Below are 23,509 nucleotides of genomic sequence, written 5' to 3'. Positions count from 1 at the left end.
CTTTACAATTATGTAAATTTCTCCATTTATTCCGTACAAAATTATGGATATTCTATTTTCAGTATACTCTTTTATCAATATATACTCTAGATTTTATTGTAAAGAAAGCAAAAAGCCTAATCCAATATTTGGATTAGACCGCTTGTAAAATATATTTAGCATGTTCTACATTTTTCTCAGTAGGTGGTTCTACATTTGCGAGTGGATACTTGTGTCCAAGCGCCTCCCATTTATATACACCAAGCTTATGATATGGTAACACTTCAACTTTTTGAACATTAGACAGACTTTGAATAAAGCTAGATAGTTTTTGTAGATCCTCTTCATTATCCGTAACACCAGGAACTAATACGTGTCGTACCCAAATCGGTTTATTCTTATCCGATAAATAACGAGCAAATTGTAAAATATGTTCATTTGGTTTCCCTGTTAATTTACGATGCTTTTTGGAATCGATATGTTTCAGATCCAATAAAACTAAATCTGTATAATCCATTAAAATATCTAGCTTATTTTGGAATTCTGGTTCCTCAGAATAACAACCACCAGAAGAGTCGATTGTTGTATGGATACCAGCCTCTTTACACTTTTTAAACAACTCAATTAAAAAGTCTAGCTGTAATAATGGCTCTCCACCGCTAACTGTTATACCGCCTCCGGAAGCTTCAATAAATGGAAGGTAACATGTCACATCCTGCATCACTTCTTCAACTGTTATTTCTTTACCTTTACCGATTTCCCACGTATCAGCATTATGACAATATTGACAACGTAATAAACACCCTTGTGTAAATATGACATAACGAATCCCTGGGCCATCAACAGTACCACAAGACTCTACAGAATGTATTCTTCCTTTTACCATGTTACTTCCTCCTTTATTGAAACAGCCTCCCTTCGCTATATATTAAGAGCGAAGGGACACTTTTTTTCATTTACATGCTTTCATGCATTGTACGGTTAATTACATCAATTTGTTGTTCACGAGTTAATTTAATAAAGTTTACAGCGTAACCAGATACGCGAATTGTTAATTGTGGATATTTCTCAGGATGTTCCATTGCATCCATTAATGTTTCACGGTTAAATACGTTAATATTTAAGTGGTGGCCTTCTTTTACTGCATAGCCATCAAGCATTGATACTAAGTTACGTACTTGTACATCATCTTCTTTACCAAGTGCTTTCGGAATAATAGAGAATGTATTAGAAATACCATCTTGTGCATCTTCATATGGTAATTTAGCCACAGATAATAATGAAGCTAATGCACCTTTTGTATCACGTCCATGCATTGGGTTCGCACCTGGTGCAAATGGTTCTCCAGTACGGCGGCCATCTGGAGTATTACCAGTTTTCTTACCGTATACAACGTTAGATGTGATTGTTAAGATTGACATTGTATGAACAGAATTTCTGTATGTTTTATGTTTACGAAGTTTATTCATAAATGTTTTTACAAGATTTACAGCAATCTCATCTACACGATCATCATTGTTACCGTATTTAGGGAAATCTCCTTCAATCTCGAAGTCAACTGCAATACCATTTTCATCACGAATTGGTTTTACTTTTGCGTATTTAATTGCACTTAATGAATCTGCTACTACAGATAGACCAGCAATACCTGTTGCCATTGTACGAAGAACGTTTGTATCATGAAGTGCCATTTCAATACGTTCATAGCTATATTTATCATGCATGTAATGGATAACATTTAATGTGTTTAAATATAGACCCGCCAACCATTCCATTGTCATATCAAACTTATGCATAACTTCTTCATAATTTAATACTTCAGAAGTAATTGGTGCGTACTCAGGACCAACTTGTGCTTTAGATTTTTCATCTTTACCACCGTTAATCGCATATAATAATGCTTTCGCTAAGTTTGCACGAGCTCCGAAGAACTGCATTTGTTTACCGATTCTCATTGCAGATACGCAACATGCAATACCGTAATCATCGCCGTATTCAGGGCGCATAATGTCATCATTTTCATATTGAATTGCTGATGTTTTAATAGACATTTTCGCACAGTAGTTTTTAAAGTTCTCTGGTAATTGTTTAGACCAAAGAACAGTTAAGTTTGGTTCTGGAGCTGGTCCTAAATTATCTAATGTATGCAAGAAACGGAATGAGTTCTTTGTTACTAATGGACGACCATCTAATGCCATACCACCGATAGATTCAGTTACCCAAGTTGGGTCACCAGAGAATAATTCATTATAATCAGGTGTTCTTGCGAATTTCACAAGACGTAATTTCATAATGAAGTGATCTACAATTTCTTGTACTTCTTCTTCTGTTAAAGTACCATTTGCTAAATCTCTTTCAATGTAAATATCTAAAAATGTAGAAGTACGTCCAAGACTCATTGCAGCCCCGTTTTGCTCTTTAATCGCTGCAAGGTATGCGAAGTATAACCATTGGAATGCTTCTTGCGTGTTTGTTGCTGGCTTAGAAATATCGAAGCCATGAGAAGCGGCCATTTCTTTTAACTCTTGAAGTGCACGCATTTGCTCAGATAACTCTTCGCGTAAACGCATTGTATCTTCGCTCATTACACCGCCAGTTAAATTCAAATCAGCTTTTTTCGCTTCAATTAAATGATCAATACCATATAACGCTACTCGGCGATAGTCACCGATAATACGTCCACGTCCGTATGCATCTGGAAGACCCGTAATAACACCTGATTTACGTGCATTTCTCATTTCTGGTGTGTATGCATCAAATACACCTTGGTTATGAGTTTTTCTCCAATCTCTAAAAATACGACTAAGTTCTTTATCCATTTCGTATCCATAAGATTCACAAGCTTGTTCTGCCATACGAATACCACCATATGGTTGTAAAGAACGTTTAAATGGTTTATCAGTTTGGAAACCGACTACTTTTTCAATATCTTTATTTAAGTATCCAGGGGCATGTGATGTAATAGAAGAAACAATTTTTGTATCCATATCAAGAACGCCACCGTTTTCACGTTCTTTCGTTGTTAAATCCATTACTTGATCCCAAAGTTGTTTCGTTGCTTCAGTTGCTTCTGCTAAGAAAGATTCGTCTCCTTCGAAAACGTTTACATTATTTAAAATGAAATCGCGAACATCAATCTCTGCTTTCCATTTTTCACCTTTAAAGTTTTCCCATGCGTTTTTAACATTTTCTAATACTTGAGTCATCCTAATCTCCTCCATTTTTGATTAGTACAGGACTAAGATTTTTTATATAACAGCTTACACACTTAGAATACTACTTTTTTACGAAAGTGAACGAAATAGTTGTGACATGTTTGTGAAATATTGAGCAAACTACTATATATATAGTGTTAACTTCATTTAAAAGTCTTTAAAATTAACCCTTTCCTTAATTGTATTTTTTTGGTATCCTTATATACGAGTCCTATTTTGTAATATAAGAACAATACCCATTGTAGAGCTGTAATACTCTTATCTCCTAATCTGTTATAGTTTTTATAACAGAACAAAAAAGTGTACACATGTTGTACACTTTTTTTGTTACTTCTATAAAACATCTCTTTTTCTATTGCCATCATAGAATCCGCCACGATTGTCTGTTAATGAAATTATTTGCTCTAGCCCCTCTATATGATCACCTATAATTCGAAGTACAGCTGGAGGGTGACCTATTTTTGCGAAATGTTCACTGGGACGAATACGGTTCATCTTATCAACCTCAACACGATATACACATGCAATTTCAAATCCAGACAGAAGAGCCTTCACTTGTGCTACACAAGGTGACAATAAAGATTTATACCCAATTGCTTTCAAACACTTTTGGCTAAATGCATTAGGTACCGCAATAAGTGAGCCTACCCCTAAATCCTTTCTATCACAAGCTAAATTTAGTGCATACTTAAATGCAGTTACAAGATGAAGCGGTACTCTTAAATCTAAATAATGATTTAAATCATTTAATGCGACGTCCTTTCCATCTGCTATAGCTTTTGCAAAAGGATATAGCTCACTCGCTGGAATAACAAAATCGCCGTCTATAAATAACACAATTTCTCCTTTTGCAAAATACGTTCCAAGTGAGCGCCCCACATCATTTCCGAGTGCTTCTTTATATACAATTGTCGTTGCCCCTTTGTCTTTTGCAATTTTTTTCGTTTTATCTGACGAACCATTTACGACAACGATAATTTCGAAGGGTTCAATTTTGCGAAGCTCTTCTATAACGTTTCCGATTGTTTTCTCTTCATCTTGTACGGGAATAACAACAGATAGTTGCTTTCCTTTATACAAATTAGATGTGACGCCCCATCCTTGATAAAACTCTTCAAAACTTAAAGTATGATACACACTATCCCTTTTCCTATTTCCATCATAATATCCTCCGCGCTCATCACTGCTTAATATCCGTGCCGCTACTGCTTCTATATGATCACCTATCATTCTTTTTTCAGATTGGGAAAGATTTGTTCCATATGCAGCATGTTGGAATGGACGAAATTTATTTGGCGTAATAACGTCAATGGCGCAATGACGACTAATTCTCCATTTACTTTGAAGTAGGCGTAAATGAGCCACAATAGGATTAACAAAACATTCATATCCGATGCTTTGAACGACTTCTTTCGTCAGCGCATGAGGTACATCTAATAAAGAATTAATTTTTAATTCTTCACGCTCTAACATTGCATTTAATATTTGGCGCCATACTGTAATAGAAGTAGGTTTTTGCCTTTTTAAAAATAATGCATCCAAATTATTTAAAACTACATCCGCCTGATCGTATAAAATCGGATTAAGGAATAATTTTAATTTTGAAGTTTGAATAGCAAAATCACCATCTATAAATAGTAATACATCACCTATCGCATGTTTTGCGCCGACTGCACGTCCAACATCGTTCCCTAGTAGCTCTGTATGTTTGATTACTTTACACCCTAAACGATCTGCAACATCTTCTGTTCCATCATTACAACCGTTTGCTACTACAATAATTTCTACTGGATTTAATGGTCTTACCGATTGAATAACGTCTGAAATCGTATCGACCTCATTACATGCAGGAATAATAACAGATAATGACTTAGCCATTGTTTTGTTCACGAAACCACTTAATTGTTTCCTTCAATCCGTTTTCCCACGTTACTTTCGCCTGAAATTGAACAAGCTCTTTTAATTTTGTTACGTCTGGTCTTCTATTTGGAATTTCTTCAAAACCATAAGGATATACTTCTTCAAAAGGCACTTGTACAATCTTCGAAGAAGAATTCGTTAATTTTTTAATTACTTCTGCTACTTCTTTTATGCTCTTTTCATTCTCAGAACCTATATTAATAATCTCACCATTTACCTTCTCATCCATTGCCCGAATCGTTGCCTCTACCGCATCACTTACATACGTAAAGCAACGTGTCTGCTTTCCATCTCCATATACGAGAATGTCTTCTCCTTGCAAAGCCGCACTAATAAATCGCGGGATTACCCCTGCATACGGACCATCTTTCGCTCTTGGACCATAAATATTAAAATATCGAACAATCGTTACCGGTAAACCTTCTAATGCGTATCCTAAACATAATGTCTCTTCCAACGTTTTACAAACTGCATAACTCCAACGAATTTTAGAAGTTGCCCCGTATAATCGATCTCCCTCTTCAGAGAAAGGCGGCTTGGCCTTACCATATACTTCTGAAGTAGAAGCAAAAACTACTTTCTTCTTTCCTTTTAACGCTGCTTGTAAAATATTTCTCGTCCCATCAAAATTCGTTTCTATGAGCTCTATACTTTTTTCCATTGTTGTTTTCACACCTAAAATTGCTGCTAAATGAAACACGACATCATGCTGATCTACTAATTCATAAATAGAATTTTTATCTAAAACACTTATTGGAATAACACGGATTTTTTTCATTAACTCTTCATGGTACTTATTTTTACCTTTATAAAAGTTATCCACAACAGTGACCTCATAACCTCTTCTCATCAACTCTTCAGCTAAATGCGACCCGATAAATCCAGCCCCACCTGTAATTAAACATTTCTTACTCATTTACTCACCTTCTTTACAATCCCGCGTGTATCTATTACTCGGTCCATTCCTTTAAAAAGCTTCCAATCAATATTAGAATGATCCGTTAAAATTAAAATACAATCCGCATTTTTAACTTTTTCTTTATCTAAAGAAACAGATTGATACACCTTATCTCCAATTTCCGCGAAAGAAATATAAGGATCATGATATTCTATCTCGTATCCTTGATTTCTTAATAATTGAATAATCGGTAACGCTGGTGATTCTCTCAAATCATTTACATCTTTTTTATACGCAATCCCTACAATTAACACCGTTGCAGGTGATTGCACCACACTTTTTACTTTCCGGACCATTTTCTCTGGCATTTCTTCATTAATTATATGTGCTGCCTCAATTAATTGACTAATTGCCCCATTCTTTTTTATTCTCCATTGAAAATATAAAGGGTCTACTGGAATACAGTGTCCCCCTATCCCTGGCCCTGGCCAATATGGAGTAAACCCAAATGGTTTTGTAGATGCCGCTTCAATGGCCTCATAAAAATCAATGCCTAAACTTTCACATAGTGTGTTTAGTTCATTTACTAAAGAAATGTTAACTAAGCGCTGAATATTTTCAAATAGCTTACACATCTCTGCTACTTTCGGAGAGCTAACAGGTACAACTTCGTCAAAAATGGTACTATATAAATCCTGTACCTTTTGTCTACACTTTTCTGTTTGTCCACTAATAACTTTTGGAATAGCTTGAACTGAATATTGACTATTTGCTGGATCAATTCTCTCAGGCGAATATCCGATATAGAAATCTTCCCCTACCTTGTTACTATTTTGAGAAATAATAGGTAGGATGACTTCTTCAAGTGTGCCTGGATATGTGGAACTTTCAAAAATGAAGGTTTGTCCTTTTTGAAGGTTTTGTTGTATATAATGCGAAGCTGAAATGAGGGCACTTAAGTCTGGTTCTCTTTGTTCATTAATTGGAGTCGGGACAGTGACAATAACATAATCACTACTTTGAAAATCAGCAATGCCTTGATCCGGTGTGTTTACTGTTAATTTTTTTTTCGTCAATAAACTTTGTAACTCTTTAGAAGAAACATCTGGAATATAACTTTCTCCTTTTATAATTGAGTCTATTTTTCTAATATCTTTATCTAATCCAAGTACTGTATGCCCTCTTTCTGCAAAATGTACCGCTAAAGGAAGGCCAACATACCCTAACCCAATAATAGCTACTTTACTACTATTCATTTGTATTCTCTTCTTCCCTTCTCAATTGTTGAATGATATCTCTATCTCTATCTCCATCAGTAAAGCCACCACGTTCGTCCGTACGTTGTAATAAATACGTAACCGCCTCAAGTTGATCACCGAAAATACGATCAAACGCTGAAATACGCCCATTTACAAATTCGTGTTGCTCTGGACGTACTTGATTTGTTTTTATAACATCTACTAACTCTACTGTTGTAATAGAGAATCCTTCTAAAATAGCTTTCACTTGTGCTAATGGCGGAATGATAAGGGAGTCATATCCTATTTTCTCTATTACCTTCTTATGAATGGCATGTGGTACAGCAGTTAGTGAGTTATTCCATAAATCTGGTCTTTTCGCTACCAAATTCAAAAAGTATTTTCCCATACTAATTGGATCTGCTGGATGAAACATATCTAATAAGCATTGTAAATCATTTAACACCACGTCATTTCCATCTTCAACAGCATGTAAAAATGGAGTGAGTTTTTTTGCTGGAATAACAAAATCACCATCAACGAATAAACAAATATCTGCCGTAGCATGCATGGCCCCTATTGCTCGTGCTACATTATGTCCAAGCGCCTTCGTAAATTCAACTACAATAACATTCTCTAGCTTTGCCTGTTTAACAGTCTCAACATCTGCTCCATTCGCGACAACTATAATTTCATCTACACCTGCTTCTTTCACTTCTTGTATAACAGACCTTATAGTTATTTTTTCTTCTGATACCGGGATAATGGCACTATATTTCGCTTTTTTCTTTTGTAATAAAACTGGTTTATACTTTCCTACAAACGCTCTATCTCTATTGTCCTCTGAAAAACCACCGCGATTACCGTATGTTTCGATTACGTATTGTAAAGCACGCAAATGATCACCCATAATACGACTAGTCGCTTTCGGATAAGGCGAGCCAGGTGATGTGCCCGTATGGACAGGACGAACTTTATTTGTGTAAATGACATCAACTGAAGCCATATCAGAAATATCTACTCCTCTAGACATCGCCATCGCTTGAAATAATGCTGGATCTGCTAAATTCCACCACCCCAGTTTTTCAATCACTTTACGACTTATCGCATGTGGTATTGCAATTAAAGATCCTACAACAAACTCCTTCTTGTTCAAATAACGATTTAACATATATTTTCCAACCGTCGTATAATGCGGTCTCATCTTCAAATAAACGGACCATGTTAAATTATTTAAAACAATCTCATGTCCTTGCTGTATTCCTTTAATAAAATTGTATAATTCTTCACTTTTCATGACGATATCACCATCTAAAAATAAAACAATTTCACCTTTTGCTTCTCTAGCACCAATTGCCCGTCCCACATCATTACCAAGGGAATATCTATAATAAATTACACGGCAATTATGCTGTAGCGCTATTTCTTTCGTACCATCTGTCGATCCATTATCTACTATGATAATTTCATATGGTTCGAGCTTTCTTACTTCTACTAAAACTTTTGATAAAGTACTTGCTTCATTATGCACTGGAATAACAACTGACACTCTCATACTTGTATCACTCTTACCCTTCCAAGCGAACATAAGCAATAATAGGAATACGCACAACTACATCTTCTGGTGGTCCATAAGAAGGAGAAGTACGAACAATTACTGCCCCATCCGTCACAGATAAAAGAACGCCTGCAATGATTTCTACAGCTGTCACAACTTGCACTAGTTCCCCAACATGGTTACGTAATTCATCAGTAAATAACATATATAACGCTCCTTTCTTACGCTTCTTTAATTGATATAATACTTGTAAATGGTAATAAAACTTCTGTTCCTATTCCTTCTTGCAATGTTAAGAAGTCATCACCAACTGCTACAATAACGCCTGTTAACTGTCCCACTGTCACAGTAATTTCTACGTTTTTACCTAAATACTGCTCTGCAATTTCTTTAAAAGGTGATGTAGTACATTCTTTTAAAATGTTACAAATAATAGATTGAAATCTACTTGATTCAATAACTTCTTCAGTAGCTTGCTTAGAGTTTCTTTGGATAAATCTCGCGAAGTTTTGTGAAAATAAAAGTCTTTCCACAGCAGGTAATAACTTATTATCTAAAAAATAATCTAATTGCCTATTAAACAATCTCGATAATTTATTCCAATATTTTCTGAACAGACACATACACTTCTCCTCCTATTATTTTTAGATTATAAAATTTCACATCCATACATCTTAATGTATACAAAATAGATATTTTTGTGATAGGTAAGACATACATTTTCTAAAAGAAATATTTGGTTCAAGGCATAAAAAAAACTATCCAAAAGGATAGTTTCTTACACTTCAATATTCCGCAATATCGAATAAATATCGTTATTCACTTTACCAAATGATTTAATGTTATTTTGAATGTTAGATAATAAAACAACATATACACTACCATTTTTACTAAATCCGTTTAAGCAATTCCATCCTGGCATTACACCGTGATTCGAATAGCTTCCTGGGTCTACGTACCATCCAAACCCGTAATCCTTTTTTCCACCCGTAAACATTTGATCGTAACTCTCTTTTGAAATTAATTTACCAGAGAATAGTGCTTCGTTAAATAAATATAAATCATGCGCACTTGTGTATATATCACCACAACCATATAGTTGTGACATGCTCGGAATATTAGGTGTTGTCATATTATTATTTACTATTTTATAACCCGTTGATGGGAATCTTGTTTGTTCTAACGCTGTGCCAAAACCAGAATGTTTCATACCCGCAATAGCAAAAATATGTTGCTTAATATATTCTTCGAGCGACTGTCCACTTACCTTCTCGGCAATGTATGCAAGTATAGAGTAGTTCGAGTCAGAATACTTCCATTTCTCTCCTGGACCACCAATACGCTTTTGATTTCCTATCCGCTTTATCAGTTCTTCATGAGAAATATCTTCTTTTCCCTGCTCATATTCGGGAATCCCTGATGTATGTGTTAATAGATGTTTTAGCTGAATACTATTACCTTGAGGAAAATTTGGAATATACTTTGCAACAGTATCTTCTACTTGTAATTTATTTTGATCTTTCAACTGCATAATAGCAGTTGCTACAAACGCCTTTGAAATAGAACCAATATAAAAAGTCGTCTCTGAATTATTCGGTACTTGCTGCTCTTTATTTGCCATACCGTATCCTTTATTCAAAAGAACTTTTCCATTCTTCACAATAACAGCCGTCCCACTAAAGCCTGCGTTTTTTAAATACTGGTCCAATTGAGCGTTTTCATTAATTTCTTGAGGTGGTCCTTCAGCAGGCTGTTCCGCAACTTGCGCTTGTTTCACTTGTTCTTCCTGCTCTTTTTGTTTTTGTTCTTCTTGCTTCTTTTTTTCTTCTACTTTCTTTTTTAGCTCTTCTTGTTTCTTCATTTCTGCTGCCGCTTTTAAAGTTTCTTCTTTCTTATTATGCGCAACAATTTTTGTATACATGAAATATACAAGTGATAATAGTAAGACGAGAATGATTGTTCTTTTTATGTATACAATCGGCCGACGTACTTTCCCATTCGCATTATTTTTTTCCTGATCCATAATTGCTTTTTTCCCCTTACTCACCAATAATTTAATTCCTCTATTAAAGATTTATTTTAGTAGATTATGGATAATCCATTCTATATCATCCCTACTTTATCACGCACTGCACATATTACCAACCTATATGTACAAAAAAGAAAAAGAAAATTTACAAAAGTAAGATTCCCGTTAAATTATTAACAAAAAAAGAGGATATCCTCTAAAAAATTGATGTTATCAATCTTTTTGGACATCCTCTTATCTCATTATTTATACGTGTTTTTTCATATCATCGGCAACAGATTCAACATTTGTACCTACGATAACTTGTACACTTGTATTACTTAATTTCATAACACCTTTTGCACCAGCACGTTTTAATGCTGCTTCATTTACTTGACCAGCATCTTTTACTTGTAAGCGTAGACGTGTTGCACAGTTATCAATAACTGTTAAGTTTTCTTTTCCGCCTAAAGCTGCTACGTAAGTTTCACCAATTGAACCTGCAACTGGTGCATCACCATCTTCAACTAACTCATCGTCATCTTCACGACCAGGAGTTTTTAAATCGAACTTCTTAATTAAGAAGTAGAATACTATGAAATAAATTGCTGCGTAAATTAAACCAATACCTGCTAGTAAGACTGGTTTTGTTGCAATACCGAAGTTTAAAGCGTAATCGATTGCACCGGCACTAAATGAGAAACCATCATGAATGCCAAGCGATGTTGTAATGAATAAAGAAAGACCTGTTAATACAGCATGAATACCATATAATACTGGTGATAAGAACATGAATGAGAATTCAATAGGCTCTGTAATACCAGTTAAGAATGAAGTTAATGCTAGACCAGCTAACATACCAGTAACTGCTTTACGCTTTTCTGGTTTAGCAGCTGCAATCATTGCGAAACATGCTGCTGGTAAACCGAACATCATAACTGGGAAGAAACCAGTCATAAACATACCTGCTGTTTTGTCACCTGCAAGGAAACGAGCAATATCACCATTAACAACATTACCTGCTGCATTTGTAAAGTCCCCAAATACAAACCAGAAGTATGTGTTCATTACGTGGTGTAAACCAATTGGGATTAATAAACGGTTTAATAAACCAAATAATCCTGAACCAATTGCACCTAAATTAACAATTCCATGAGCTAATGCATCAATACCATTTTGAATTGTTGGCCAAATTTGTGCAAATAGAATTCCTAATATCAGCATCACGACTGATGTAACAATTGGAACGAAACGTTTTCCAGCAAAGAAACCTAACCATTCTGGAAGTTTAATCTTATGGAATTTATTATAAAGAAGTCCTGCTATAACACCAACAATAATACCACCTAAGACTTTCATATCTACTTTAGTCGATAATTCAGCAGCCTTAGATACTTGTGTCATTGTATCCGCAAGCTTAGATGGATCTACATTTGCGCTATTACCTATTAAATCTTGGACTTTACTTAATTTACCTTGTAATTCAGCAGTTGAATACCCTTTGCTAAGTGCATCAATACTATTTTTCATAACAAGATAACCAATTGCACCTGCAAGACCTGCTGCACCACTACCATCCACTGAAAGACCGATTGCAATACCAATTGCAAAAATAAGTGCTAAGTTATCAAAAACTGCTGCGCCGGCCTGTGCCATAACAGGAATATCAAATACATCTGGTTGCCCTAAACGAAGCAATAATCCTGCTGCTGGTAGTACTGCGATCGGAAGCATTAAAGCTTTACCAATACGTTGTAAAAACTGCAACATTTTAATTCCCCCTAATCAAATTTATGAAATCGTTATCATTATAAGTACGCTTTAGAAAACGCTTTCTATTACATAACCATAATAACATATAGTTGTATAGATGTGTAGTTTTTATTTCTGAACTTTTTATGGATAAATCTCCTATTTCCAAACTGTTATATAAAAGGAAAATTCTCCTTTTTAAAATACAGAATACCCGAAACGAAAGACCTATTATAGCACATTGAACTTTCGTTTTATCATTCCACTTTTTCATGTTATTATTTATTTCCGAGCATATCGGGAAAAGTAAACTTAGTTAATTCAAAATAGGAGCGTTGGTACTATGCAGTGCATTGAAACAAACAACTTACAACAGTTGTTAGAACAAGTAAAACCATATACGAAAAAAGGAAAACTTGCTACTTATATCCCCGAACTAGGAAATGCAAATCCAGACGATTTAGGGATTGCCATTTTCCATAAAGAAACAGAATATATCCATGCAGGCAACTCACAAACACTATTTACTCTTCAAAGTATTTCCAAAGTAATTACACTTGCCCTTGCCCTTTTAGACCGTGGTGAAGAATATGTATTTTCTAAAGTTGGAATGGAACCAACGGGTGACCCATTTAATTCTATTATTAAGTTAGAAACGACAAGTCCATCCAAACCCCTTAATCCAATGATAAATGCAGGGGCTTTAGCTATTACAAGCATGCTAGCAGGAAAAGATAACGAGGAAAAAATGGAACGTATTCTTCATTTTGTACGTGAAATAACAGATAATCCTACTATTAATTATTCCTCTAAAGTTGCCGATTCAGAACTAGAGACAGCTTACCTAAACCGTTCACTTTGTTATTATATGAAACAAAACGGAATTATCGATTGTGATATTGAAGAACTTATGGATTTATATACTCGTCAATGCGCAGTTGAAGTAAACTGCATCGATTTAGCACGTATCGGCTTAATTTTTGCAATGGATGGATATGATCCATATAAGAAAAAACAAATTATCCCTAAGCATATTACAAAAATTTGCAAAACATTTATGGTCACATGTGGTATGTATAACGAATCTGGTGAATTTGCAATTCGTGTTGGTATTCCTGCAAAAAGTGGTGTAGCCGGTGGTATTTTTGGCTGCGTAAAAGGAGACATGGGAATCGGTATTTTCGGACCAGCTTTAGATGCAAACGGAAATAGTATTGCCGGTTTTAAAATTCTTGAACTTCTTTCTGCTCAAGAAGGTTGGAGCATTTTTTAATCGCGAGTTATCCTGCTATACTAGCAGGATTTTTTATTTCGCCAAAACCTCACTTTTGTCAGTTATCAATCCTCTTACAAAAACAGTGCTGAAAGTTTCTCTATATCATGCATATTTGTTCCCCCCTCCTGAATAATATAGTACAACCTAGCGCTATATGTGGAGGTGTGAAAGATGAAACTAATATTTCAAATGGGAAAACAACCTGTTCTTGAAAAAACAATCCTTCTTTTTATATTGAGTATTGTAGAAAGCTTGAAGTTAAAAGTTGTTTCACTCGACGAAGCTCACCGATACATATTCAATTTAGAAGTACTTGAATTATTAATGGATCGGAACATCGATGATCAAGTACTTGAACTTATTCATTTCGGGATGGGACTTGAAGACATTTATCATGTGCTTCCTGAAGAACTTGAGCATACGATTGAGGAATTAAAGTGGCTTTGCATTCAAGTATTAAGTGAGTACAGTATGCATGAAGAATCCGAACAATTAATTGAAGATATACGGTAAAAAAGCACCTATGTAGGTGCTTTTAATGTTTTTTTAAACTATTTTTATACGCCTCAATATTTACTGGTAGCTCTTCCTCTTCCAAAGTATGTTCATTTACATCTTTATGAATGAACGCACCTTTAGGTGGTTGATGATCATGCCCTTTTTTCTTATGATCAAATGCTTTCCCGCGTCCCATACAAATCCCCCTTTCTTAAAAGAAATCCGTATTAGTATGGAGAAAAGTACGTCGATATATGCAATCTCTTGCTGTATTTCCAAGGAAATACTCGAACCTTGTTTTCTACTCTCCTTACAACAACTGATCGATCCCAATAAGAATTAATAATAGTCCTGCGATAACTGTCGCCCATTTCCCTAAGTATTCTGCCAAAAATCGTTTTCCTACATACGCAAAACCACTAATACAAATAAAACTAAACACCCCAGAAATAGTCGCTGTAAGCCAAAGATTTAAATTTGTTACCCCTGCATCAAATCCACCTGCAATATTATTAATAGACAACGCAACTCCTAAAACAATTGCTTCTGAGAAACTAATTGTTTTAGAACCATCAAAATCTGCTTTTTCCGGATCACGTAAAATGCCCATAAGTACATTATCATCTTTAGAACCTGCAGTATTTTTTTGACCCAAGAAAGGCTGGCACAAAATAAACACACCGATTACCCCTAAAACGATTGCTCCAATCAGATTTGCTGTAAACTCTGAAATAAATAACGCAATCCAGTTTCCAAAAAATCCAGCTAGTAAAGTAAATAAAAATCCAAAGAATGCGATGATAAAATTGTTAAACCACGAAATACGAATTTTACGAATGCCATATGCAATTCCAACACCTGCATTATCTAAATTAGAAGCGATCCCGATTAAAAAAATTGAAAATAAGCCTGCCGTACTCATAAATAGTCACCCCTTTTTCTCACTTTTCAATGCATATTATGAAAATGTTGAGCAACTGTGCCTGTCTGTTTCATATACTTGTAATAAATGCTCAATATTTTTTCAATACTAAAAAAGGAGTGCCTACACTATGGCTAATGAAAACCCGAATGATCGGCTTGGCAAATTAATAAAAAAACTTTTAAAAGAACGCGCCTTATCTATGCGCCAACTAGGAATACTTACAAATATTGATCCTGCAACAGTCTCAAGAATTATCAATGGTAAACAACCGCCAAAACAAAAACATCTACAAAAATTTGCAGAATGTCTTCAAGTTCCACCCCAATTGTTATTTGATGAAATGTACCCTGATTCTCCTCACATTAATAAAGAAAAAACCGATATGTACACATCTCTTGATACCATTCAGCAAACGCTGCAATCCTCTAACTTATTCGATTTCGATTACACTACAACTCGCGTAAAACAAGAACTCGAAAATTACGAACGCTATGCCCAGACAACAGAAGGCGAAAAACGTATTCATGACAGTTTCGCAAGCAAATTAGAGCAAATTGATAGTGCTGGTCCTTTTATTGAACAATTAACAGATATGTATCAACAATTTTGCAATGAAACCATTTCAAAAGAAGAACGTGCAGTTCTTGGAAGCGCATTACTGTATTTCATTTTATCGACAGATATTATTCCCGACTATCTCTTTCCAATTGGCTATTTAGATGATGCGATCGCCGTTGAATTAGCAAAAGAGAAATTACTTGAAATAAAACGAAAAACATAGCAAAATAAAGAACTATTTCAGTTGTTTATTTTCACCTCTGAAATAGTTCACTAAAAAATCGTACAAGTATACATACTCGTACGATTTTACTATACAAATCTATTTTTTCGTGTGGCACCATTCATATATAAATGCTGTTATTACTTTTGTAAATTCAATTAACTGTTCAATTTCAACTTTCTCATTTACAGAATGTGCTTCTTCTAATGTACCTGGTCCATATATAATCGCTGGAATATGAAACTCACTAAACCAACCGCCATCAGTTACCGTTGCAGACATATCTAAAATTGCATTTTTTGATAAAATAGACTCGTGTACTGAGCTAAGTTTTTTTACAGCTGCATGTTCCCTATCTACTTCTAATGAAGGGAAAATTTCACCACGATCTACAATCATTGATTCTCCGCCCCACTTAAATTGTGGCGGATTTTCGCTTAACCATGGATCGGCAGCTGCTACCTTTCCAATATATTCTTCAATTTCTTTTATTATTTGTTCATGTGTTTCGTTCGGATAGAAGTGCACGGTTATCCATAACTGGCACTCATCCGCAATAAACGCCGCATGCCTTCCCCCCTCAATAACAGCTGGATTAATTGTTGTTGTTCCAGATGGATAGCCTTCATATGTTTTCATGACTGCCCAGTGACGCTCTAATTCTTGTAAGCTCTGCACAATTTTCATCATTTTTTCAATCGCACTCGCTCCAAATAAACGTCCTCCAGCATGGATCATTTGTCTGCGCGTTGCATCATGAAACGTTTGCGGACTTTTCACTGTAATCCATCCAGTAATTACACCACCTTGCCCTTGCATATGTAAATCACTCGTATCCACTACGACTGCAAAGTCAGCATCGTAACCTCGCCTGCAGCATTGAAGTGTTCCTGCCTCTCCAACTTCTTCCCCTATTACTGATTGAAAGATTAAATCTCCAGGTAATTCAATACCAGCTTCTTGTAAAAGTTGAATGGCAAATAGCGCTCCAGCCAGCCCACCTTTCATATCTGCTGCGCCACGTCCAACTAACCAGCCATCTTTTATAAATGGATCAAATGGATCTGTTTCCCACGCCTCATCTGCTGACACTTCAGCTACATCCATATGACCATTAATAATAAGACTTTTATATGAGTCACTTTTTATTCCTTTTTTTACCCCAACAACGTTCGGATCATTCGGATATACATCCCATTTATTAATACTAAAATTTCGTTTTCTTAAAAACTCTGCAACAAATTCTTGCGCTTCATTTGTATTTCTCGCTGGCGGTGCTGGTGTTTCAAAACGAATTAATGTTTTTGTAAGTTCTAACAATTCCTCTTTCCTTGAATCTATTTGTTTTAACAACTGCGAAATTTCTCGATTCATCGCTAATTCCCCTTTGCATACATAGTATGTTTCCAGCTTTATTTTCACAAAAAAAGAGACTGTTTACAATTTTACAGTCTCCTAATTGATCACTATTATAAACTCTCTACTTCCGTTGTATTTGTCTTTTCAATATGCTCTACATTACTTCCCTTATTTCTTGTAGCACGATAAAACAGTAAACAAACAATCATAAATGGAATACCACAATACAATGCCATTCTTTGTTCTGGAATAAAGGCCATGCCAACGATTACTGTTACATTTAATACTAACGCAAGCAGTGGTACGAATGGATACAGCGGTGTTTTAAATTTCAGGTCTTTCACATCCCCGCCCTGCTTTATGTATGACCTTCTAGCTAATAAGTTAGATAGAGCAATAGATGCCCAAACTAGTATCGCTCCAAATCCAGCGATAGAAAGCAGCCATAAATAAACTGTATCTTCCGCATAAATACCTGATAATAATGAGAGACAACCTACAATTGTGCTTACAATCAATGCATAAATAGGAACACCGTTTTTAGATAACTTACCAAAAATCGGACTAATCATTCCTTGATTAGACATAGACCATAGCATACGAGAAGTTGCATATAATCCTGAATTCGCAACGGATAGTACTGCTGTAATAATAACGAAATTTATAATATCGGCTGCATAAGGAATACCAATTTTATCAAATACAACTACAAATGGACTTTCTATTACTCCTGCTTGCTGCCAAGGGAATAGTCCAGCAAGAATAAAAATAGATAGTACAAAGAAAACAAGTATACGCCAAACTGTATTGTTAATTGCCTTCGGGATCGTTTTCTCTGGATTTTCACTCTCACCTGCTGCAATACCAACTAGTTCTGTTCCTTGGAAAGAAAAATTAACTGCAATCATCGTAATTAAAATGGCTGATAATCCATTCGGAAACAGTCCCCCGTAATCAGTAAAGCTAGAGAACATCGGTGCTGGTTCATTTCCTTTCATATCTAGAAAACCAAACATTGCCGCCCCGCCTAAAATAATAAATGCAATAATTGTAATTACTTTAATACTTGCAAACCAAAATTCCACTTCCGCAAAACTTCTTGAAGATAACGCATTAATAGCAAAGAGCAGTACCGCGAACACTACACACCAAATCCATGACGGTACATCAGGAAACCAACGTTTCATCAAAATACTAACTGCAATTAATTCAATACCTATCGTAGCAGACCAGTTTAACCATGACATCCATCCCACTACATAACCTGCTGCAGGGGAAATATGCTTTGTCGCATACGTTTGATAAGACCCTGCGTCAGGCATCGCAACAGCTAATTCTCCAAGACAGAGCATCGTTAAATACATTACAAATCCACCGACAAGATACGCTACAATTGCTCCTCCAGGTCCAGCCTCATGAATCGTATAACCTGACCCTAAAAAAAGTCCTGTACCAATAACTCCACCGAGTGCAATCATAAATATGTGCCTACTTTTCAATTCTCTTTTTAATCCTTGGTTTTGATCCATCATATAAATCCCCCCTTTTCACTTTGCCAACCCATTTAATGTAAGCGTTTTTAAAAGTATTCATTGTAAAAATAATGATTGAAAAGAGCAAAAATACACGTCACTTACATTAATCACTGCCTGTTACTAAAAGGTCATCCCTTACTGTTATTAATAATTTTTGATCAGCAATAGCTTGTCCTTCTACTACTTCTAATGATTCAATATAACCACTGATCCCTATCTTAATTTCTACTTTCTGTTTATCTATTGTTTCAATTAACGCTAATTTCTCCCACTCGTATACGTAAGAACTTTCCGTAACAAATAACTTCTCTACTTTTCCATAACAAGGACTATACACACCTTCTATAACTGTCTTCACTTTATAAATTCCTCCCTCTTATTAATTGACACCAAAACGTTGTATATCCTGTAAAAATTCATATTCTCCCCTCTAGAGATTTCGAATATTATTTATGCAAAATACGTACCAAGTCTCTAATTCATATATTAAATGAGAGTTTCATACAAAAAAATGTGCACAACCGCAAAATTTTTCGATCATTTAAAAAGTTTTAAACGAAAAATAGCAAAATTTTTTTGCGATTTTATAAGAATTTTAATAAAATTATAAAAAGTCAGTCTTCATAGGGTGAAATGAGGAGAAGATGTTACATGCATACAGAAGAAATTAATTTCAAACAACTTATTGAAATGAATATGCTATATGAAACTTTAATCAATGAACTCGATATCGGGATTCATATTATTAATGAGGAAAGTAAAACGATTGTCTATAACCGCAAAATGATGGAAATTGAATCAATGGAACGCTCAGATGTATTATATAAAAGTCCTTTAGAGGTATTTGCATTTGAAGAAAATAAAAATAGTACTCTTATAGAGGCATTAAAATTTGGAAAAACAAAGAAAAATATAAAACAAACGTATTTTAACAATAAAGGACAAGAAATTACAACGATTAACGATACTTTCCCTATAATAGAAAATGGAAAAATTAAAGGCGCTATTGAAATATCAAAAGAAATTAGTAACTTAAAACAAACGATAAAAATAAGTCCTTCTCGAAAACAAAGCACTAAATTTACCTTTGATCACATAATTGGTGATTCTGAAGCCATTCAATCAATCATTACAGAAGGAAAAAGAGTAATTCGTACATCTTCCTCCATACTTCTCGTAGGGGAAACAGGCACTGGTAAAGAACTATTTGCACAAAGCATCCATAATGAAAGTCAGCGTTCAACCAAACCCTTTATTTCACAAAACTGTGCCGCTATACCTGATACCTTAATGGAAAGCCTACTATTTGGCACAAATCGAGGTGCCTTTACAGGAGCAATAGATAAATCAGGCTTATTCGAAGAAGCGAACGGAGGAACTTTGTTATTAGATGAAATCAACTCATTAAGTCCAGCACTTCAAGCGAAGTTACTGCGAGCTATACAAGAAAAAACAATACGAAGAATCGGAGGCACACACGAAAAAGAAATTGATGTTCGTATTATAGCAACTATCAATGAAGATCCTTTCGAAGCCATCGCACATAATCGATTAAGAGAAGACTTATATTACCGATTAAGCGTCGTTACTTTATGTCTTCCGCCTTTACGTGAAAGAAAAGAAGATATTCCAGATCTTGTTCAGCACTTTATTGAAAAATATAATACTCAATTTGGGCTCAATGTAACCGATGTAGATGTAAATGTAAGAGAATTTTTCTATGCATATGATTGGCCTGGAAACGTACGGGAGTTGGAACATATAATTGAAGGTTCCATGAACTTGATAGAAGATGAAACCATCATTACAGCGTTTCATATGCCTACTCGCTTTCGTGAACGAATAAAAACAGAATTCAATATGCAACATGCACTAACTAATCACAATACTGATGCACCTAAAACTTTAAAACACACAATAGAAAAAATGGAAAAGAACTACATTAACCAAATTCTTAAAGAAAATCATGGCAACATCTCACAAGCTGCAAAATTTTTAGGATTAAGTAGGCAAAACTTACAATATCGAATTAAAAAACTGCATTTACACATATGAAATAAACATGTCTCCAAGTGCAAAAAATAACTTGGTAAAATATGTTACAATAAACATATAACATGCTAGAAAGGGGCTATTATATATATGAGTAATGATAAAAAATTAAAGTTATTACACTACTTATACCTTCTCCCTGCTGTTCTATGTATAATGTTATTCATTAATGGTGATATGAGTAGCTTTCCTTATGCAAAGCTATTAGGAACAATTAGCGGCTCCTTTGCAGCTATTATGCTTGCTGCTTTTTGGAATTTGAAGCTACGTATAAAAAACGAGAAATCTTTGTAATACTAAAAAAATCGAGCTACTTAGCCCGATTTTTTTATTTGCCATTAAAACTCAACATTCTCTAAATACAACCCACTTGCCTCAGCAAGACAATTAATTTGATTGCGCTGCTTTTCCTCTAAAATGTTTGGAATTGCTTCAGCGTCTAATTGTCCTAATCCAACTTCAATTAATGCCCCGACAATTTTTCTTACCATATTATGAAGGAAGCCGTTACCACTTACTCTAATTTGTACAAACCCTGCCTCTTCCATCACATCAAGTGTATATACTTCTCGAACCATAGATTTTTTCTTTGATTTCGCATTTGAAAAAGCAGTAAAGTCATGTGAACCAACTAAATGTTTCGCAGCTGCTTTCATGCTTTTCACATTTAATTTTTTATTCACATGCATGCTGTATTTACGCATAAATGGATTTGTATGCTCTTCATTCCAAATTTTATACAGATATGTTTTTGCTTTAGAATTGTAACGAGCATGGAAACGATCATGTACTTCTTCCACATTCGTAATGCTAATATCATTAGGTAAATATTGATTTAAATATTTTTTCACTTTATGTTCCACTAACTTCTCATCACTTTGAAAGTTAGCAACTTGATTCAAAGCATGTACACCAGCGTCTGTTCTACTACAACCGATAATTTCAATTTCTTTTCCGACCATTTCAGATATGACACTTTCGATTTTTCCTTGAATTGTATTATCGTTATTACCGAGACGTTGCCATCCTTTAAAACGTGCGCCATCGTACTGAATTGTTAATTTATAATTATGCATAATATTCTCCTTCATAGAAAATATTCCCTCATACCATGAGGGAATATTAATAAACTTTACTTTCTAACAAGCTTCACTACATTTTCTACGTGAGCTGTATGCGGGAACATATCAACTGGTTGCACATACTCCACTTCATAGCTCTTCATTAATGCTTGTACATCACGTGCTAATGAAGAAGGATTACAAGACACGTACACAACTTGTTTCGGCTTCACTTTTAAAATTGTTTCCAGTAATTTATCATCGCAACCTGTACGTGGTGGGTCGACAACAATTACATCTGGACGCCATCCTTCTTTTACCCATTTCGGTAACCATTGTTCAGCTTTACCTGCTTCATATTTCGTATTTGTAAATCCGTGACGCTTTGCATTTTTTCTTGCATCTGCAATCGCTTCTGGAATTACATCCATACCACGTACTTCCGCTGCATCATTTGCAAGCCAAAGACCGATTGTACCAACGCCACAATACGCATCTACAATTTTCTCATCGCCTGTTAACGCAGCGGCTTTTTTTGCTTCATTATATAAAACAACGGTTTGCTCTGGATTCAACTGGAAGAACGCACGTGCTGATAATTCAAATGATAAATCACCAAGTGTTTCTTGAATTACTTCTTTTCCAGCTAATTTAAATGTTTTGTCGCCAAAAATAACAGATGTTTTACGCCAGTTTACATTTTGCATAATTGATTTAACCGCTGGCATCTGTTTTTGTACTTCTGCAATAAATTGTTCTTTATTTGGTAATTCTTCTTTTGTTGTAATAAGTGTAACTTGTACTTCACCTGTTTGAACTGCAGTACGTGTTACAATTGTGCGTACTAAACCTTTTTGTTTTTTCTCATTGTAAATAGAAACATTTAATTTTTCTAAAATACGTCTTACAACTTTTGTCGCTTCATTCGTTGCTTTATGTTGAATCATACAGTGAGCGATATCAATTAACTGATGTGAGTTTTGTTTATATAGCCCTGTAATAACCTTTTCGTCTTTACGCCCCACTTGTAATTGACTCTTATTACGATAATGCCATGGATTTTCCATGCCAAGCGTTGGACGAATTTTCTCTTCCATACTATTTTTCATGTACTTCTCAAATGCTTGTACAACGATATCACGCTTTTGATTCAATTGTTCTTTATAATCTAAATGTTGCAGCTGACAACCGCCACACTCCTCATATACTGGACACGGTGCTTTCACACGATGCGGTGAAGCTTTACGAACTTTTTTCACTTTCGCTTCAGCGAAGCCACGCTGAATTTTCGTTGTTTCTGCAACAACTTCTTCTCCTGGTAATGCCCCTGGAATGAAAACAACTTGTCTCTTAAAATAACCAACGCCTTCTCCGTTAATCCCAAGACGTTTAATTGTCACAGGAAACGTTTGACCAACTTCCAACTTACTCTCATGTTGCTTTTGTATCATTAT

23 protein-coding genes and 1 pseudogene are annotated in these 23,509 nt (G+C 35.1%); 5 read left to right on the top strand and 19 right to left on the bottom strand.

What is annotated here, in order from left to right; all coding sequences use genetic code 11:
• Positions 1-133: 133 nt before the first annotated feature.
• From pflA to ACK1U5_RS24965, 12 genes and pseudogenes are all read right to left on the bottom strand, one after another.
• A complete protein-coding gene (gene pflA / locus ACK1U5_RS25020; RefSeq protein ID WP_000238467.1) occupies positions 134-865 on the bottom strand; it encodes a pyruvate formate-lyase-activating protein in 732 nt (243 codons plus the stop codon).
• A 70-nt stretch (positions 866-935) separates the two neighbouring features.
• On the bottom strand, positions 936-3,185 hold the full coding sequence (gene pflB, locus ACK1U5_RS25015) for a formate C-acetyltransferase (RefSeq protein WP_000195464.1): 2,250 nt from the start codon (positions 3,183-3,185) through the stop codon (positions 936-938).
• A 152-nt stretch (positions 3,186-3,337) separates the two neighbouring features.
• Complete coding sequence (locus tag ACK1U5_RS25010; RefSeq protein ID WP_002094217.1) at positions 3,338-3,559, bottom strand: hypothetical protein; 222 nt, start codon at positions 3,557-3,559, stop codon at positions 3,338-3,340.
• Entirely contained in the window at positions 3,528-5,072 is a 1,545-nt protein-coding gene (locus ACK1U5_RS25005; protein WP_033685777.1) for a glycosyltransferase family 2 protein, read from the bottom strand. Before ACK1U5_RS25005 ends, ACK1U5_RS25010 begins: the two co-directional genes overlap by 32 nt.
• Positions 5,065-6,030: an NAD-dependent epimerase/dehydratase family protein gene (locus ACK1U5_RS25000; protein WP_000037015.1), complete on the bottom strand. Its 966-nt coding sequence runs from the start codon at positions 6,028-6,030 to the stop codon at positions 5,065-5,067. The genes ACK1U5_RS25005 and ACK1U5_RS25000 overlap by 8 nt, the downstream gene beginning before the upstream one ends.
• Positions 6,027-7,268 carry a nucleotide sugar dehydrogenase gene (locus ACK1U5_RS24995; protein ID WP_001088934.1) on the bottom strand — a complete coding sequence of 414 codons (1,242 nt, stop codon included), beginning with the start codon at positions 7,266-7,268 and terminating at the stop codon, positions 6,027-6,029. The genes ACK1U5_RS25000 and ACK1U5_RS24995 overlap by 4 nt, the downstream gene beginning before the upstream one ends.
• Positions 7,261-8,805: a glycosyltransferase family 2 protein gene (locus ACK1U5_RS24990; RefSeq protein WP_061140033.1), complete on the bottom strand. Its 1,545-nt coding sequence runs from the start codon at positions 8,803-8,805 to the stop codon at positions 7,261-7,263. Before ACK1U5_RS24990 ends, ACK1U5_RS24995 begins: the two co-directional genes overlap by 8 nt.
• Positions 8,806-8,818: 13 nt before the next feature.
• A complete protein-coding gene (locus ACK1U5_RS24985) occupies positions 8,819-9,013 on the bottom strand; it encodes a hypothetical protein (RefSeq protein ID WP_000899469.1) in 195 nt (64 codons plus the stop codon).
• A gap of 16 nt (positions 9,014-9,029) precedes the next feature.
• Complete coding sequence (locus ACK1U5_RS24980; RefSeq protein ID WP_000335548.1) at positions 9,030-9,431, bottom strand: hypothetical protein; 402 nt, start codon at positions 9,429-9,431, stop codon at positions 9,030-9,032.
• A gap of 155 nt (positions 9,432-9,586) precedes the next feature.
• Positions 9,587-10,831 (bottom strand): serine hydrolase domain-containing protein, encoded by a 1,245-nt coding sequence (locus ACK1U5_RS24975; protein ID WP_069605183.1) that lies wholly within the window; start codon positions 10,829-10,831, stop codon positions 9,587-9,589.
• 252 nt (positions 10,832-11,083) lie between these two features.
• The gene (gene nagE, locus ACK1U5_RS24970; RefSeq protein ID WP_000938902.1) at positions 11,084-12,586 is read right to left on the bottom strand and encodes an N-acetylglucosamine-specific PTS transporter subunit IIBC; all 1,503 of its coding nucleotides are present in this window, start codon (positions 12,584-12,586) and stop codon (positions 11,084-11,086) included.
• Positions 12,587-12,727: 141 nt separating this feature from the next.
• Positions 12,728-12,842, bottom strand: a pseudogene (locus ACK1U5_RS24965) (transcriptional regulator).
• A 69-nt stretch (positions 12,843-12,911) separates the two neighbouring features.
• Between ACK1U5_RS24965 and glsA the strand changes: the two are divergent.
• Complete coding sequence (gene glsA / locus ACK1U5_RS24960; protein ID WP_001149850.1) at positions 12,912-13,841, top strand: glutaminase A; 930 nt, start codon at positions 12,912-12,914, stop codon at positions 13,839-13,841.
• Between the two features lie 174 nt (positions 13,842-14,015).
• Positions 14,016-14,357 carry a DUF3969 family protein gene (locus tag ACK1U5_RS24955; RefSeq protein ID WP_000766604.1) on the top strand — a complete coding sequence of 114 codons (342 nt, stop codon included), beginning with the start codon at positions 14,016-14,018 and terminating at the stop codon, positions 14,355-14,357.
• Positions 14,358-14,379: 22 nt separating this feature from the next.
• On the opposite strand, the gene ACK1U5_RS24950 is transcribed toward ACK1U5_RS24955, so the two are convergent.
• Positions 14,380-14,538 (bottom strand): hypothetical protein, encoded by a 159-nt coding sequence (locus ACK1U5_RS24950; RefSeq protein WP_000532409.1) that lies wholly within the window; start codon positions 14,536-14,538, stop codon positions 14,380-14,382.
• Between the two features lie 114 nt (positions 14,539-14,652).
• A complete protein-coding gene (gene ytaF, locus ACK1U5_RS24945) occupies positions 14,653-15,264 on the bottom strand; it encodes a sporulation membrane protein YtaF (RefSeq protein ID WP_030022841.1) in 612 nt (203 codons plus the stop codon).
• 130 nt (positions 15,265-15,394) lie between these two features.
• Between ytaF and ACK1U5_RS24940 the strand changes: the two genes are divergently transcribed.
• Entirely contained in the window at positions 15,395-16,048 is a 654-nt protein-coding gene (locus ACK1U5_RS24940) for a DUF1232 domain-containing protein (RefSeq protein ID WP_001262772.1), read from the top strand.
• 99 nt (positions 16,049-16,147) lie between these two features.
• Here the strand turns inward: ACK1U5_RS24940 and ACK1U5_RS24935 are convergent, their stop codons facing one another.
• The 3 genes from ACK1U5_RS24935 to ACK1U5_RS24925 all read right to left on the bottom strand — a co-directional run bounded on the left by ACK1U5_RS24935 (position 16,148) and on the right by ACK1U5_RS24925 (position 19,300).
• The gene (locus ACK1U5_RS24935; protein ID WP_001078357.1) at positions 16,148-17,422 is read right to left on the bottom strand and encodes an acetylornithine deacetylase; all 1,275 of its coding nucleotides are present in this window, start codon (positions 17,420-17,422) and stop codon (positions 16,148-16,150) included.
• A 95-nt stretch (positions 17,423-17,517) separates the two neighbouring features.
• Positions 17,518-18,939: an amino acid permease gene (locus ACK1U5_RS24930; protein WP_000969250.1), complete on the bottom strand. Its 1,422-nt coding sequence runs from the start codon at positions 18,937-18,939 to the stop codon at positions 17,518-17,520.
• Positions 18,940-19,045: 106 nt separating this feature from the next.
• Positions 19,046-19,300, bottom strand: a complete 255-nt coding sequence (locus tag ACK1U5_RS24925) for a biotin/lipoyl-containing protein (protein ID WP_000859489.1) — start codon at positions 19,298-19,300, stop codon at positions 19,046-19,048.
• A gap of 293 nt (positions 19,301-19,593) precedes the next feature.
• Between ACK1U5_RS24925 and ACK1U5_RS24920 the strand changes: the two genes are divergently transcribed.
• A complete protein-coding gene (locus ACK1U5_RS24920) occupies positions 19,594-20,997 on the top strand; it encodes a sigma-54 interaction domain-containing protein (RefSeq protein ID WP_061140025.1) in 1,404 nt (467 codons plus the stop codon).
• Positions 20,998-21,084: 87 nt separating this feature from the next.
• The gene (locus ACK1U5_RS24915) at positions 21,085-21,288 is read left to right on the top strand and encodes a hypothetical protein (protein ID WP_113710813.1); all 204 of its coding nucleotides are present in this window, start codon (positions 21,085-21,087) and stop codon (positions 21,286-21,288) included.
• A gap of 44 nt (positions 21,289-21,332) precedes the next feature.
• Here the strand turns inward: ACK1U5_RS24915 and truA are convergent, their stop codons facing one another.
• Together truA and rlmD are read right to left on the bottom strand one after the other, a co-directional pair.
• Positions 21,333-22,070, bottom strand: coding sequence for a tRNA pseudouridine(38-40) synthase TruA (gene truA / locus ACK1U5_RS24910; protein ID WP_000553118.1), 738 nt, complete (start codon positions 22,068-22,070; stop codon positions 21,333-21,335).
• Positions 22,071-22,126: 56 nt separating this feature from the next.
• Entirely contained in the window at positions 22,127-23,506 is a 1,380-nt protein-coding gene (gene rlmD, locus ACK1U5_RS24905; RefSeq protein WP_000615200.1) for a 23S rRNA (uracil(1939)-C(5))-methyltransferase RlmD, read from the bottom strand.
• Positions 23,507-23,509 lie beyond the last annotated feature (3 nt).

The organism is Bacillus sp. XB1, assembly GCF_053557995.1.
This window is presented reverse-complemented; position numbering and strand designations above follow the sequence as displayed.